This window comes from Plantactinospora sp. CA-294935 (assembly GCF_050936445.1).
Taxonomy (GTDB): Bacteria; Actinomycetota; Actinomycetes; order Mycobacteriales; family Micromonosporaceae; genus Plantactinospora.
The window spans coordinates 2,801,232-2,817,091 of the sequence record NZ_JBNJMU010000001.1; the positions used below are offsets into that span (position 1 = coordinate 2,801,232).

Sequence of the window (15,860 nt, forward strand, 5' to 3'; positions counted from 1 at the left end):
GCCCGGCGGCCGCTGTTCGCGTGGCGAGCGCAGACGAAGCCTCCAAGCATCAGCCCCAGCCAGCTGGCGACGATGCCCAGCGGCACCACCGGCTCTGGCAAGTCAATCGACGAGGTCATCGAGGAACTCGGCCATGCCCGTGCCTGAGCATCCGGAGGCGAAGTCGCCGCGGCAATTTGGCCAGCATGAACGCTGTCCCGCACAGCGAGTGGGATCGTTAAGGAGGAGACGGTGATGGAGGTGACACCGGAGCTGGTGCTCGACCGGGCGAGAGCGGCGCATGGCCGGCTCAAGCTGGAGGGCTTGGACGAGGAATCCCTGGCCGCGTGGCGACACGCGGCGAAGGTGGCCAAGCTGCGGTTGCTGCGAGCCGATCCGCACCGGCTGCGCAGCTGGTCGTTTCCGGGTGGCATGTCGCTGCTGCTTGTGGAGGTCGACCGCCGGGGCGTCGAGTCGCCCGCGTTGGCGCCACCGGATCAGCCAACCCGGCAGTGGGTTTCGCCTCCGCGTCCACGGCCCCGCACGCAGGAGTTCCTCGGCCGGATCGTCCCGGTCCCTTCGACGGTGCGCCGCCCACACCTGATCGTGCAGGACCTCACCGAGGCGCTGGACTTCCCCGAGCGGATAATCTACCAGCACCGGCCCTACCTGATGCCGAACAAGCACCGGCCCTTGCAGCGGATGCGCCAGATCTGGCAGGCCATCATCACCGAGGCCGAGTTCCGCGGGTACGAGACGCTGTTTCGGCACAACCGACGGGACCACTACGACAGCGGCCAGCTGATCTTGCGCATCGACCGGGACGAGTTCCCGCTCCAGCTCTACGGGGAGCGCGGCAAGCCGCTACAGCTGACGATCAAGGAAGTGCACCCGGCGCGGCGCCGCGGCTACGACACCTGGACCGACAGCCCCGACCAACCCCTGCACAGGCAACTCGGCGAGGTCTTCACCCACATCGAGCAGTGGGCCGATCTCCTGATCGCGCGCCGCGAAGCCGAGGAGCGCCGCGAACAGCAGCGCCGACGGGAACGACAGCGGCGGGAAGATGAGGCCCGACGTCAGTTCACCGAGGACCACCGTCGCCAGACCATCCAGGCGCGCGTCGGCGAGCGGCAGTTCGCCGACGACGCCCGCGCCTACGCGGCAGGGCTAGCGGCAGTCGCTTACGACTTGGAGCCCGACCGTGCGCAGGAGGTGCGGGCCTGGGCGACGTGGATCCTGCAGCATGCCGACCACGTTGATCCCCGGCTCAGCCGGGAGGGCATGCCGAAGACGCCGGCACCCGAGAGGGACGACCTGCGGCCGTACCTGCCTCCGGGGCACTGGTACTAGCCGTGGTACCAGCGGCGGTTCGGGTGCCACGGCTGGTAGGGCGGCGGCGTAGAAGCAGTCTTCTCGGCGTGCTGCTGTCTCGGTGCGGGCACGGCCTCCGATGGCGGTGGATCGTCGGGGCTGCCGGGCGGGTCGGCCAGCGGGTCAAGGTCATCGGCGTAGGTGTGTGCCCATGCCAACCACGGGTCGTCGATCCGCATGCCGGCGGTGACGAGATCCGTGCAGTAGGAGCGGATGTCCTCGGCCAGCAGCCACGCAGCTACCTGCTGTCGCAGGATCTGGTCGCGGTGCGCCGTCACCGCCCGGTCGCGTTCCTGCTGCAGCCGCGCCTGCTCGGCCCGTTCTGCTGCTTCCGCGGCGGTCACGTAGTCCCGGCCTCGCTGGCGCAGGTCCGTCAGGATGGCGAACAACTCGTCCTCAAGGCGCTTGCGGGCGTAGTCCTTCCACTCCGCCACGCCAGCGTCTGCGTCGGTGACCGTGAGCACCAGGCGCAGCGTCCAGCGGGCTCCCTGGTCCTCTCGTGGTCGCACCTCGAGAGGCTGTTCGTCGACGACCACGCTCAGCAGCGCGTCCGTACCCCACCTGACGGCCCATGCCCGTTTCTCCGCCTCCACACAGAGCGCTTGCAGGAGCATGAGCGTCCGGGAGCGGCTTTCGTCGGACTCCGGTAGGCGGCTGGGCTGCTCACGCAACCGGTCGATGACCGGATGAGGATCCACCAGGAACTCGGGGACCGGCACCGATGAGCGATTTACCGGCTGGTACTGCTTGCTCGGGTGGCGGCCCCGCCGTAGCTCGATAACCAGGTCACCGGTGTTGCGGCCGCGGTGAACCAGATGCCAGCCTTTGGGCACATGTCCGCCAGACCGCAAAGCATGGATCAGTCGACGCCAGGCCGCCCTCGCCTGTGCTGGCGGGTCCAGAACCTGCACAGATCCTTCCGCCTTCTCGAGCAGGTCCAACAACCCCTGCACGGAGGCGGGCGGCCTCGTGGAGCCGGGTAGGGCGTCCATGCAACGATGCTTGCACACCTGTGTGCGGCGATGAGGGAGGCTGGCGGCTGCTTCGCGACGATCTCTGGTCGGGTAGGGCAGACAGGAAGAGGAAGCGGCCGGACGCACGTCATCGGCTGGGCTGTGGAACCTTGAGCCATTTCCAACCTGACGGTGCAGGTCAGCGGCGTGGAGGAGGTCGGTAGCGGGGCGAGGTGAGGCTCCCGGTAAGACAGCAATCGACCAAGAAAGATGCCCCTACCGGGAGCCTCGTTGCTGTCTTACCCTGCCTCGATCCCGCTGTCCACCCGGTCGCTGAACCACGTCGCCGACCTGATCCGTACTCATCGCCGCCAGCGACGATCCCGGTGGCGCCGCCTTGACCCCGGCCGTCAGGCACTGCTCGTCCTGGCCCACCTGCGCAACGGCGACACCCTCGCCCGGCTGGCCGCCGGATTCGCCGTCGGAGTGGCCACCGCCTGGCGCTATGTCCGCGAGGCGATCACTCTGCTCGCCACGACCGCCGACGACCTGCACCAGGCGATGAGCAAAGTCCGCCTGCTGGCCTACACCATCCTCGACGGCACCCTGATCCCGATCGACCGCGTGCACCACCAGAAGCCGTACTACTCCGGGAAACACCGGCGGCATGGGATGAACGTGCAGGTCATCGCCGATCCGGCCGGACGCCTCGTCTGGGCGTCGGCGGCGCTGCCCGGCTCGACGCACGATCTGACCGCCGCCCGCACCCACGACATCGTCGCGGCGTTGACCAGCGCGAACGTCATGACTCTCGCGGACAAGGCATACCAGGGCGCCGGCGGCCCAGTCCGTACCCCGTTCAAGCGTCATCGCTACCGGCCGAGGCTGTCATGCCGACAGAAGGCCGTGAACAAGGCCCACGCCCGAATCCGCGCCCTCGGCGAACGCGCCGTCGCCACCCCTCAAGACTCTGGAAAGTCCTGGCCAAGCTCCGCTGCTGCCCGTCCAGGACGACCCCGATCGTGCAGGCCATCCTGGTCCTCACCACGTCGAGAACCCGACCTACCGAGGATGAAAAACGCTCCTTGACGCTCATCTCCCGACCCCGACCGCTGCAGGCGGGTACCGAGAAGGCCGACAGGGACCTTCTGATCTGCAGTGCTGGCGTGCGTGGTGTTTCGGCTGGCATGGAGTTGTGGTCAGCGACGACGCACGGCAAACGTGATTCGCTTCGTCTTCGCCGGCTCCCTGAAATCAAATCCGGTGCCGTCTTCGAAGGTCATTCGTCCGGTCGGCATAGGTGTCCCGGCGGCCGGACTCCATGCGGCGGCCTCGCGCAACGCCGCCATTTTTCCGGTCCGCTCAAGCTCGACGGCTATGACGTGATCACGGCAAACCACATCGACCCGCCGAGCATCGTCTTGGGCGACCAGGTCCACGACCTGGTCGCCGACGAGGTCGTCGAGCGCAGGCGCCAAGGTCTTCAACGAGTTGACGCCGTACACCCGGAAAGACTCGATCTTCTTACCCGCGACCCACTCGCGCGCCATGTTGACTTCTTGTGAATCTAGCGCTCTTCCCACGGGCGTTCTCCGATCTTGAGCCTGACGATCGCCAGACCACAGCCTACGGGCCCTGTCTCCCCTGGTGCTGGGGGCTGATGTCATCCGGCCCAACACTGCGGCACCGAGGCCGTCTGCTGGGGTCGCGTTGGGGCATCGGTCACGAGAAGTATAGCTAAAGCCGCAAAAGCACCGGTTCTACTAAAACCAGCCTTATCAAATCTAATTGACTTGTTCCACGCCCAATATGTAGATCCGCTGACCGATCCCAGGGGCATCTGGATCGCTTGCACCGAATGTCAGACGTGGGCGATACCGTGTCAGGTACTACTCTGTCGGGGTGTGCTGGTCGCGGTTGCGCGGTCGACCCCTCGTTCGTCAGCCCTCTGTAGCAGCGAGAAGCTTATGGTGGTGACCTCGATGCCCCGTCCGCATGAGCCTGTGCCTCAGCAGCGGTTGGCCGACCTCTCAGCATGCACCCGGGAACGGGCGGTTACTGAGTGACACCGAGCGGTGAGAGTGCGCCAGTTTCCGGCGGCATGGACGCCACCGGGTCCCCCGGAAGCTCGCGGGTCTCTCTTCACACCAGTGAGTTCGTGGAACGCCTGTACCGCAGCACCAACAGCTATGCGGACCGCTTGACCGCCGAAGAACTCGCTTGGATCGATGTGGACCTCGGTCTCAACGATCATGTTCTGGGTCTGGCTCGCGCCCACCATCAGATCATCATCACGGGTAACCCCGGTGACGGAAAGACGCACCTCATCGAGCGACTCAGGCCAGCGTTAGAGGCGGCCGGGGCGGTTGTTCTTACCGATGCCAACGAATTGTCCGACGACAGCATCCTCTCTCGCTGGCGCGACTGTGACCTCGACCAGCGAGCCATGGTGCTAGCTATCAATGAGTGGCCGCTTTTCGTACTGCGGCGCCACCCTTTGGCTGTCGACTTCGAGCCACTCAAGGCAGCGCTTCGGCAGGTGCAGCAGGCGGTGTCCTATGGCCGGGAGCCTGTGAAGGAGGTTGAGGGTCCCGTTCGTGTCCTCGACCTTAGCCTGCGAAATGTGCTTGCTGCGCCCATCACACTCGAGGTCATCGCCCGTCTAACCGATGATCGTTTTTACGCCAGCTTGTCGCCAACAGACCCGGCCGTCGTCAACCGCGAGGCACTGCGCCATCCTCAGGTTCGAGAGCGGATCGCCCTGATGCTTGCGGAGGTTGCACGGCGAGGCCACCACGCAACAATGCGGCAGTTGGTCGGCTTCGTGGCGTTCCTGATCGCCGGAGGGGCAACGGCCGCGGTCCGACTCGCGAGCCAGGGTTCGCACCGATACCACTACGCGCAGCTTGCCTTCGAAGGCGGCGTCGGACCGCTGTTCGATGCTGTCCGGGAGGTTTTCGACCCCGCTGCCGTAACGCACCCCCGGCGCGACACAGAGCTCTGGCAGGGGACCACTAAGGCAGAAGAGTGGATCGACGGGCTCCGCCCGTCTGCCATACAGCCGATGCCGGCGGATGAGCGAGATAACGAGTACCGCGCGCTCAAGCGGCGGTTCTTCTTTGAGCACCGTGACGGTCGGTCGCTTCTCGACCTCTTGCCTAGCGACGAACGCAGCTTCGAGAGGCTGGTCACGGACGGCAACGGAGCAGGCGGAGGCGTTGTCCGACAACTGCTTCTAGCAATCAACAGGTTCTACGAGCCGGACTGCCCCGATAGCGACCGCGAACGCCTCGTCCTGTGGCAAAGCCACCGCTTCGACGTCAGGGCCCCAAGCACGTTCCTCTCCCTGCACGAGGTCCATCATGGCCGGTTTGAGGTAGATCCACCCAAGCTGGCTCCGTGGGTCGACGAGTGGTTGCCGGATGAGCAGCGTCTCGTCCGGACCTTCGCCCTAACCGCTACAGACGAGTACGGCGTGGCGGTCGCCAGTCTCTTGGTCGATCGCGCGTTGTACCTAACGCTTACCGAGGCCAGGTGGGGTCTCGGGCGAACGAGTTGGTCGCGTAGCGCAACTCGGCGCATCACACGATTTGTCGACAGCGTGCATAATTCCGTGGGGCCGAGCAAGACAGAAGTTGTCGATGTGCGAATCCGCAACGTAGAGAAGAACATCGAAGCGAGGTTCGAAATTCAACGTCATCCGGCGAGGTACCGACTGTGACAACGGACCTGAAGGCGTTCCTGAATGACCTCTACATCGCCGAGTTCGGACTTGTTCCCACCAACAACTCGATCAAACCTGTGCATGTAGCCAACGGCCTCGGAAGGGCGTTGACGGGACGCGTATATGACTCGGACGCACTAGCCGAATTTCTTCGGCCATCAATCCTGAACCAGAAGACACGTGAGAAAGTCGAGCGCAATCCAAATAGCGCAATCCTTGAGCGTTACGGCGAGGCGATCACCGGTCGCGATGGCGAAGTCATCGATCGAGAGTCACTTAGCATGTTGCGGAACCTTGCCGAAGGCGTGCTGGGGACAGACAAGGCCGTATTCGGCGAAGCGGCACGCTCCTCATACACCCTGTCCAACGAAACACTCCTCACCCGTGACCCATCGGATCATCGCTGCGGAATCTTTCTGGCGCGTTTACTGACGGCTGGGCATGAAGCGGATGCCGCCATCCACATCCGTGCATTGCTGTCAACTGACGACGACCCGTGGTCGATGCTGGCAATGCCGATGACGAAGCTCGCTAAACCGCAGGACGTTGACACCGCAACCGAAGCTGCAATGCAACACGCCTATGCGCCCATGATCCCAGCTGATGCAGGCACGCCCACTGCACCTACTCTCGCTTCACCTACCCTCACCAATCTACGCCGCGCCTTTGACCGTCTCGCCCGTTTCGAGCAAACCAGCGGTTCGAAGTTGAATTCTCTTCGAAGGCTGGTGACATTCGCCTGCTTCGCCGTACATGTGCATCTGATCTCCCGTTACTCCGAGGCTGTGGAAGGCGCTCCGCGCTCCCCGATCCTGCTCGACATTTTCGATGGCTCCCGCACATCCCTGCGTAATGCATCGCGAGCATCTTTTCGGGCTGCAGGCGACACGATCGAGGCGTTGATGCTGCTTCGTATTCGAGAAAGGCTTCAGCCGCAGGTCAGCGCCCTCGGGGCCGAACAAGTGATCGCAGGCCTCCCCACCAAGGTTCAGGACCGGGTCCGGCAGGGCTTCGATGCGTACCGTCACGACGACCAGGTGTCCGAGTTGGAAGCCGTCGCCGAGGCGTTCTGGCAAGTTGCCGCGGAAGAGAAGAACCATCCGCGAGGCTTCCTGGCCGACCTTGGGCGCCGCGCTGGTTACCTCACTCCTTGGTCCGTCGCCGGCCGTGGCGGCAAGCAGCAAAAGCGCTATGGGATCAACGCCGAATTCCTCGAAACGCTCGTTGCAGCCACCGTCGATCCAGAAAGGCCGCTCGACTTTCCTGAGTTTCTCGACGAAATTCGCACGAACTATGGAATCGTAGTCGGCCAGCGCTCCGATGACCAGATCGTGCGATGCAACAACCTGGCGCAGAAGCCGTTCGGGACGCCAACTTCCGTGAGCGAGGAGGAGTTGCGGCTCAACGTCGAGGCATTGCGCAGGGCAATGCTTGAGGCTGGCTACGCGAAGGCGTTCGCCGACGGGCAGACCGTCATCACTACCGACCCAAAGAGTTTGGCGCTGCTATGACGACGATCGACCCTCGGGAACAGCTAGTCGGCGAGCTGCTGTGCCGCAAGGTGATTGAGCTGTACGGATCGGTGGGCGTCCTTGTTCGGGACATACCGCATTTCGACGCACGCACCGCGCTAGCCCGGCTGAGCGGGATCCTAGACAGGTCCGACTTGCGGGTTGCGTTGCTGTCGAGCGATGCCTTGGCTCTGGCCGCCGAGGTCGGCATGCCGGCAGACAAGTTCACCAACAACGTCCAGCAAGCCGAGCAGTGGCGTAATGACAGAAGCCTTGAGGCGACGATCGTAGTGATCGCGGCCGGAGATCAGGCACGCCTTTCATCGCTGCAAGATTTCGCTCCCATCGGCCCGGTCGAGCTCAAGGGCCTACTTATCAGGCAAGCACAGCAGCAACTCGCCGGCGCCAACGATGTACTCATCAGTTGGTGGAAACGGCTCGGCGGCGACCGCAACATCTCTTTCGGCCAACTTCTCGACTACTACACCTCATTACCAGACGGGCCTGACCGGGCGATGGAGTTCAAACTGAAGTCGAGCCGGGAACTTCCGCGCTTGGGCCTGCTGGCAGACCCGAAGCTGTTTGACGACGCGAGCGACCGGGCAGTCGCCAGTCGCATTCAGAGAAACCGCGATCTGGTCGGTCGGCTCCAAACGCTGACGGAAAAGGACCGGCGCGCAATCGCCGAGAACATCGCTAAGGAGACCGATCAGAACCGGCGCGCTGCTCTTCGGCGCAGTCTTCGCCTCCTTCGGCAGCTACGTCGCGGCGAGTCGGCGGATCAGCTCACCGTCGCTGACGCCGAAGATCTCTTCTCGGTCCGCCGGTGGCAACCCCCGCCCCTGCCAGCAGACCATGACGCGGAACCGCAAACTGGTCCCATCACACCGCCAGATACCGGCACTCAAGACTCTCAACCCTCGGGCGGCGTCGCGGATGATGGGAGCGGCAATCGGCCGCTCGACACGCCGGTTTCGGCCTCGACTGTCGCCGCGGACGCATTGCTTTCCGGTGAGGCGTCTCTTCAGGATGATCTCGACGCCGCCGTGGAGTCGGCTGCAGGGGTCAGCGAATTCGACAGCGGGGGAACTCCCGTCGGCACGGAGCGATGGGAGGAAGAGCTTCCCTCCGGGATCATCGTCCAAGGGCAGGTCTCCGGCGAAGTCGTCGACATCGTGACCCGGCTCGTCGGCGTAGGTCGTTACGGGGGCTGGATCGACGGGAACGACGGCGACATCTGGGAGAGAATCCGCGGCTACCGGGGTGAAGATGACCTTAAGGAAGAGTGGACCAGCCAGCAGATCCTTGAGTTCCTCGACAGCCTCGACGACGACGCTGGCCGGGAACTACGTGCGCGATTCGAGTTGTTCGACAAGGCTCGAGACAAGATCGCGGGGTATGCGGGTCGACTGACAGTCGAGCCCCTTGCGGTGGCGGCGGCACGGAATTCAAGGGTCGCGATCCGCGACTACGTCGAGCGGTATCACGACCTATTAAAGTGCATCGGCAACACGTACGGGAAGCTGTTTGCGGAGTACACCCAGGATGTCAATCAGGTTATCTCCCAGATCTTGAAGCTCGACACCATTGCCTTTGGGTCTGGCCTGACTGCGGTCGCGATGCTCACGCCGCTGCATCCCTTGTACCTGTGGCGGTACTCTGAATTCGCGCGCATCGTTGTCGCTCAGCGTGATCGGCTAAGCGCACGTGACCTCCAACTGGTGAGGGACTCGGCGGGAAAGCTGCCTAACTTTCTGACCAGTCTTTGCCTCCCAGATCTGACGCCTGACACGCCACAGGTTCTGCCTCACGTCAGCGACATCGGGCATCTTCCGTACTTCGCGGTTAAGCAGGAACGAAGTGTGGGGCAAGACGGCTATGCGCAGATTCGTCGCATCGTCGAGGCGTTCCTTGAAGCACACCCTCCAGCGCGCCACGGGCTCCGCCTGGCGTTGCTGGACCCACCCGGCCCAGGGCCGTACCTGAAGCTGTTGACCGACCTGGCATACAGCGAGAAGATCCAGGGCGCTCACCTCACCGTGCTCTACAAGGGCCGCAACGCTGGAATCCAGTCGCTCGAACTTGATGACGACGACGAGGCGCGGGTAGCGCAACTTTTTCACGCAACCGCAGAGGATCGGCGCTTCAGTTTCGAAGTGCGCGCGCTGCCGGCCGACACGGTGAAGCCGCCGGCAGGCATGCTTGCGCACGTCCTGGTGGCTTTCGACCAATCGGCGGGTATGCAGGATGCGCTCAGCTTCATAGAGCAGCCGGTCCAGCCCCTCGCGATGCCTCAGCGACTTAAGTACCGCGTGTTTGCCAAGACTGTGGACCTGGAACCGGCGCCGGGTGGGCCCTTCGCTGCCTATTTCACGGTTGCCCAACTGATTGCCAAGCAGGCACCCGCGTCACGCCTCGCCGTGCGACAGGATGGCGACGTGCGGGAACGCCTCAAGGCCGTAGCCGCAACGGCACCGTGGTTCGTCCTGGCCGATCGGCACGTCGACCGAGACCTTATGCTCGGAAAGCTTCAGGTCTTCAGCGGTCGCGATCGCACCCGTGAGGTAGTTGCATTCGCCGACGCCACCGACCCGTTCCGGCGAGCGCTGCGCGAGGTTGTCCGTCAGTACAACACTGCCGTCAGTGATGCTGACCTTGACGGTCTCCTGCAGGAGCTAACAGAACTTCTCGACGTTGGTGCCTTGACACTCACGCCTGACCTCGAACGCCAAGTTGACCAGAACCGGACCAAGGGTTTGCTTGGAACGCTCATCGTGGCGCGGTGGTATAAGAAGAACCGGCCCGCAGATCGCAAGCGTCTGCTCATCAGCCTTGATGATGACATGGCCCGTATGTGGCTGCACCTTCACGAAGACGCCCGAAGAGCCGACCTGCTCGGCATCGAGTACAGCGAAGAAGGGTGCATCATCACCGTCTTCGAGGTGAAGACGATGCAGGACACGTCGGCTGAGTTTCATATTGATGGTGACACTGCTACGGGGCCGGCGGTCAACCAGGCCCTGTCCACCGGCATGCTGCTTCGTGACGTGTTCAATCCCGACCGGGCGGATGAGCTCATCACTACGCCAGCTCGCCGGGAGATCCTTCGAGCGCACGTGTATCGCGAACTCGCGAAACGCGGCCACGACACCGACGAACGACGGGCCTGGGCAAGTGCCTCGCAACGGCTGTTCGAAGGCGAGGTGCCTTTCGCCATCGAGCTGCATCTCGTCGAGGTCTCCATCGGTGTGGACACAGAGTCACTACGACCGCCCAAGCGTGTGAGCGCCCAGGCCACCAAAGGTCACACGTTCCCGCTCACCGTGACGCAACTGAACGAATCCGGCGTAGGCGCGCTTCAGCAGGCCGTCCCGCCCGTACGTGAGGTGCCCAGTCGGCCGGCACACGAGACGTCCCCAAGAGTGGAAACTGACGGCCCTTCGCCTCCTGACGGAGGGCGATCAGTCTCTGCTCCCGTCGAAACAACCCGCGCAAGGTTGGCGTCTAACGGAGTTGCACCACCTGACGCCTCGGTAGCAACGTCGTCGTCGGCTGACCGGCCGCGCGCGTTTCTTGGTGAAGCTGCCGGGCAGTACGGCAGGCCGGTTGAGATCTGGTACGACCCGCAGCGTCCCGACCGTCCGCTGGCCAACGGCCACATTGCAATCACTGGTGAGACCGGCAGTGGCAAGACTCAAGCCACCAAAGCGATCCTGCGCGAACTCATGGCGGCGCCGAACGGTCTGCCGGCCCTGATTCTCGACTTTAAAGATGACTACGCGGGCGCCGAATATACGGGTACCGAGCAGTTGTCCATGTTCGACGCCAGTATTGGGGGGCTGCCCTTCAATCCGTTGGTACCGCCGACCGATCCCACCTCAGGCCGGGCAAACCCGATGTCGCACGTGCATCAACTCGTCGGCATCCTCAAGCGGATCTATCGCCTTGGGGATCAGCAGGCATACCACCTGCGCGAAGCAATGAAAGAGACCTATACGATCCTGGGGCTCGACGGTAGAGCCTTCACGCCGGCATCGGACCAGACCTATCTACCGTTTGACGCCATCCGTGAGGTGCTCGAACGTGAAGGCCACGATGCGCTCATCGGGCGCCTGTCGCCCATCTTTGATCTTGGGTTGTTCGCTGGCGATGGGGACGGCGCTACGCTCGAGCAGCTGCTCGACGGGCGTTCCGTGGTCCGCCTCAGCCAACTGCCCGGCGAGGAGGTCAAGAATGCGGTGGCGGAGTTCCTGTTGATGGCCCTCTACAACCAGCTCATCCGACGGCCACAGCCGCGGGTGCTGAAGCGGCTTGTCGTGCTGGACGAGGCATGGCGTCTCGTCCAATCACCCTTCCTGGAACCTCTCATGCGAGAGGGCCGGGCGTTCGGCGCGGGTGTCGTCATTGCCACGCAGTACCCGAAGGATCTGCCCGATGCAGTGTCTGGTGCTACGGCGACGAGGCTGTTTTTCAGCCAGACCCAGGTCGACCAGGTCCGTGCGGTCCAGAAAGCCCTGGTCGGAAAGACCAGCGGTCCTGAAGCCGAACGCTTGGCCGAGGCAGTAAGAACGATGGCTCCCCTTACCTGCTTTGTGCAGAACGCCCACCAGACGCCGTATACACGAACCTCAGTTCGTCCCTACTACGAGCGCATCATCGATGTTGACCCGGTACCACACGATCGCCTCTTCTAGGCAGTCAGTACAGCTCCAACTGCTCATGTTCACTGGCGGCCAGTGGCAAATTGGGCAGTGTGACGCGTGCACCGTGCCTGACCGGTCTGGTTAGGCGGTGCTCCGCGACCGCCTCCAGCACCGCCGGCGACTTGCTGCGTGGGTGGCACCACCGACGCATCCACCATGCGGAAATGGCTTCCACGTCCGCAGTGCTCTTACGACGGCGGAACTTGTAGCTCGGCTCCGCGTCGCTACCGAGTAGGTAGGGCAGAAGGTTGTCCACCAAGCTGATGCCGTAGATGATGCGTTGACGCCCATGCTGCAGCAGGGTGTCCGACGGCCACTGCAGGAGGTCGAAGCCGTGACGGACCTTGCGGAACTTCGGGTTCACCCCTTCGCCAAAGATGCTGTTGACCCGCGCGCCGTGTGCCGTCTGCTCCGCAAGACGCACCAACGCTCGCACCGATTCGGCCGATAGGTGCGACGTGCCGAACGACTTCGACCGGCCGAGCTGGCGGAACTCGATAGGAGAGAGCCCGCCGAGGACCTCGGGCGGGATCCGGATCCGGTTGTACTGGCTGGCGCCCGAGCCGTAGAGCGAGGTCGTTCCGACGAAAACGAGGTTTGACCGCCGACGGATCGGTCGACCGGCCATCGACGACGCGATCTCACTGGCGTAGGTCGAATAGCGCCGGTGGTAGGCCTTGACGACCGTTGGGCTGACCGCCAGCATGCTGACGAGCTTGCCCCCCAGCAGAGCGTTATAGGGAGCGACAGCGCCGCATACGGTGAGATCGGCAATCTCGGTTCCTACTGCATCAGCTTTCGCCCGACGCAGTACGGACATGATTGCCCGCCGGGCCTTCGGGCTGCCGAGCGCGTCTGATAGCCCGGTGCGGCTTGCCTTCGGATATAGGTAGGGCGCGAGCGCTTGCCGAGCGCTGAGAAGATCGGCCAGCGCCAGGCAACGCTTGCTGCGGAAGAGGTCGGATTCGGCACGTCGACGCCAGCTTTTGACATCGTCGGCGTCGTGAACCTTCTTGAAGTCCGTCGCCTTGACGAACCGGTGATGATCTCGGCGGCGAGTTTCCGCCTCCTTCAGCAATCGCTCGATTGCATCGCTGGCAGGGCTTTCCCACAGCGACGGCCAGTACAAGCCGTCCTTGACCAAGTCATCGACATACAGTTCTTCCAACGCTGTCTGCAGCCGGGCGGTAATCCACCGAGCCATCCGCAGAGTCGGGGCGGCGAGCAGGTTTTCTAGGAACACCGCCGGTTGCCAGCCGATCCAGTCATCGCGCTCCGCTAGTTGTACGACAGCGCTGCCAAGTGCGGCGATCCCAATTACTGGGTGGAATGAGGCTGCGCGGTCCCGAATCAGAATCATCATGGTGCGGCCGGGAGTGCTGGTGTACTGATTGGACCAGGTATGACGGAAGTATCGCCATATGTCCATAAGCCTGAACCCGGTCTGCGGGCAGCGCTCATTACTGGACACTACCTGTACGTACGGGTCGATCACTCCGCGTAGCCGGGCGAGATCCGCGTCGCCGTCGATCTCGAGGGTCTGAAGAGCCGTCGAAAGTTCCTTGCCATCTCTCATGAGGCTGAAGATCGATACGAACTTACCCTCGAACTCCCGCGGCTTCTCCATGGCGGCGATGAAACGACGCACCGACGGGTTGGACAGCTGCTCATCTCGTTTGATGAGTTCCTGTCGCCGTACTCGACTCTTCTCCTCGACCGGATCGGCGACTCCAAGTGGCGGAGCGATGGCCATCTCGTGGTCATCGACCCGTACGTTCCAGCCTTGGCCAACAAGATCAATCAGAACGTGGGTAGCGGCTGTGAGCGCGGCGTTGTCCTTGGCGAGGCAACGTTCCCGTGCGGCCTGACGTGCCGAAGCGTCATCGGTTGCCAGCGCGTCGCCAAGCGCCGCAAAGGCCCGCCGCTCAGCGGGTTGACACCCTGGCGGGCAGGGGAGTGAGTACCACATCTCGATCATGCTAGGCATTCATGAAGGTGGCGAGTACGTCGGCCCACGCCTGGCGCAGGGTCTGTGCATGCCACCGCTCGGCACCGCGCCGCAGCGTTGCCTCGGCGCGGGCGGAGGCCAGAAGAGTCAGAGCAACCTGACGAGCAAGATCGCGGTCTCTGCCTAGGTCGCTCATCGCGAGCGGACCATATAGATCGCGATACCAGGGATGCTTCGTGTTGAGTAACACGATGATCTGCCGATCTCGCACGACGACCTCAAACGCGCCCATCGTTGGCAATTCTGCGGCTGCAATCTGGTACGGCGCCTCGTGTCGGCTCAGGCCATCGACCAATTCTTTGAGTTCGTCAGGGATTGGCCGGCGCCCGCGCGGCAAAGATGGCAGTGAGGCTTCAGCGCGTGCTGCCTGCCGTTCCGCCGCGCTCAGCGGCTCTGTCGCCTTGACGAGCATGAATCGGTTTCGGGCTCGGCCGTTCAGTGCGCGAGCGATCGTCTCCAGATCTGGTGAGATAATCTCCAGCACTTCCGGTCGCGGTGAGATTGCCTGCTTGGCGTGGGTGATCCCAAAAAGTTCGTCGAGGACTGGGTCGAACCTGATCTCGCACCGCCACCAGTCATCGTAGTTCTCGCGACGTTTACCGCCCATGAAGAACCACCCGCGATCGATCTCGCGGCCCGCCCGGACGATAGAGACCGGCGGGCCAGCTGTAACGCCCATTACCCGCTTCTCCTCCGTCGATAACCCGTGCCAGCGATCGATCGGAAGTTCACTAAAAGTAACCGATATGATGCCGGTCCTGGAATCTACTGGGATTTCATAGAGGAGATCGTCGCCAAACCGTCTGCCGCCGGTGATCTTCGACATAGGTTGCAGACACAGGGGATCGTTTGCTGCCACAAGTTGCCCGTTCACCTGCAGGCTCAAGCCTTCGGCAAGGAAGTGTCGGTAGATTCGCCCTAGATCGTCCTTGAGCCTCCGGGCGAGTGCAGAAGAACGCTTGTATTCCACCCTGTCGCAGCGCGTCAGCCGTACCACCGTACCGGAGCCGGTGCTGGGCACAAACGCCGGCCGGTCGATGTGCTCGACGGGAGGCAGCGTAGCATCACCAGAGTGGGCCAATTCGTCGATGTCTAGCCTCGACCAGAGGACGCCGACACCAGGTCGCCACGTGTAGACCTCAACGCGCCGGCTTCGGCTGAGGGCACCGTTCGGCAGCCCCATGCCGTAGCGTCCCAGCGACCTCCGGTCGTTGAACCGGCTCGTCCCGCCGAAGGTCAGCGCCTCCGTGAGTGTCTCAGCATCCATGCCCACGCCGTCGTCAACGACCATGATTTCGATTTGCTGATCGGGGCTCCGCTTGGCAGCCACCTCAACCGCGACCTGCCGCGCTCCAGCCTGCAGGGAGTTATCGATCAGCTCCGCGATCGCCAGGCCGGTCGTCTTATAGCCAGTGTCGCGGGTTGCGAAGAGGAAGTTGGCGGGGTTCACGAGCCGAGGCCGAAAGACCGGACCGTTGTCGACCTGCGTCGCCATCAGTAACGCCACCTCCTGCCGGCCCATTCGCCGGATGTCTGATCGTACATTGCCAAGTCAAAATGTGGTAGAGATGTTTAGACCCGCGTCTTGGCGATAGACTACCTCGATGT

At 63.3% G+C, this 15,860-nt stretch carries 8 protein-coding genes and 1 pseudogene; 5 read left to right on the forward strand and 4 right to left on the reverse strand.

All coding sequences use genetic code 11. The features are described from left to right. Window positions 1–231: 231 nt before the first annotated feature. Window positions 232–1,332 carry a hypothetical protein gene (locus ACQEVC_RS12575; RefSeq protein ID WP_432876482.1) on the forward strand — a complete coding sequence of 367 codons (1,101 nt, stop codon included), beginning with the start codon at window positions 232–234 and terminating at the stop codon, window positions 1,330–1,332. Here the strand turns inward: ACQEVC_RS12575 and ACQEVC_RS12580 are convergent. Next, window positions 1,329–2,345, reverse strand: coding sequence for a hypothetical protein (locus ACQEVC_RS12580; RefSeq protein WP_432876484.1), 1,017 nt, complete (start codon window positions 2,343–2,345; stop codon window positions 1,329–1,331). The genes ACQEVC_RS12575 and ACQEVC_RS12580 overlap by 4 nt on opposite strands. A 252-nt stretch (window positions 2,346–2,597) precedes the next feature. Between ACQEVC_RS12580 and ACQEVC_RS12585 the strand changes: the two are divergent. Next, window positions 2,598–3,381: pseudogene (locus ACQEVC_RS12585) on the forward strand (transposase family protein). A 124-nt stretch (window positions 3,382–3,505) separates the two neighbouring features. Here the strand turns inward: ACQEVC_RS12585 and ACQEVC_RS12590 are convergent. Beyond that, the gene (locus ACQEVC_RS12590; protein WP_432876486.1) at window positions 3,506–3,856 is read right to left on the reverse strand and encodes a hypothetical protein; all 351 of its coding nucleotides are present in this window, start codon (window positions 3,854–3,856) and stop codon (window positions 3,506–3,508) included. Between the two features lie 551 nt (window positions 3,857–4,407). On the opposite strand from ACQEVC_RS12590, the gene ACQEVC_RS12595 reads away from it, so the two are divergent. Genes ACQEVC_RS12595 through ACQEVC_RS12605 form a run of 3 tightly spaced genes read left to right on the forward strand, consistent with a single transcriptional unit; the run spans window position 4,408 to window position 12,235 of the window. After that, window positions 4,408–6,027, forward strand: a complete 1,620-nt coding sequence (locus ACQEVC_RS12595) for a hypothetical protein (RefSeq protein ID WP_432876488.1) — start codon at window positions 4,408–4,410, stop codon at window positions 6,025–6,027. Beyond that, window positions 6,024–7,541 carry a hypothetical protein gene (locus tag ACQEVC_RS12600; protein ID WP_432876490.1) on the forward strand — a complete coding sequence of 506 codons (1,518 nt, stop codon included), beginning with the start codon at window positions 6,024–6,026 and terminating at the stop codon, window positions 7,539–7,541. Before ACQEVC_RS12595 ends, ACQEVC_RS12600 begins: the two co-directional genes overlap by 4 nt. Further along, complete coding sequence (locus tag ACQEVC_RS12605; protein WP_432876492.1) at window positions 7,538–12,235, forward strand: ATP-binding protein; 4,698 nt, start codon at window positions 7,538–7,540, stop codon at window positions 12,233–12,235. The genes ACQEVC_RS12600 and ACQEVC_RS12605 overlap by 4 nt, the downstream gene beginning before the upstream one ends. Before the next feature lie 4 nt (window positions 12,236–12,239). On the opposite strand, the gene ACQEVC_RS12610 is transcribed toward ACQEVC_RS12605, so the two are convergent. After that, window positions 12,240–14,222, reverse strand: a complete 1,983-nt coding sequence (locus ACQEVC_RS12610) for a Druantia anti-phage system protein DruA (RefSeq protein WP_432876494.1) — start codon at window positions 14,220–14,222, stop codon at window positions 12,240–12,242. A 1-nt stretch (window position 14,223) separates the two neighbouring features. Further along, entirely contained in the window at window positions 14,224–15,747 is a 1,524-nt protein-coding gene (locus ACQEVC_RS12615; RefSeq protein WP_432876496.1) for an ATP-binding protein, read from the reverse strand. Window positions 15,748–15,860 lie beyond the last annotated feature (113 nt).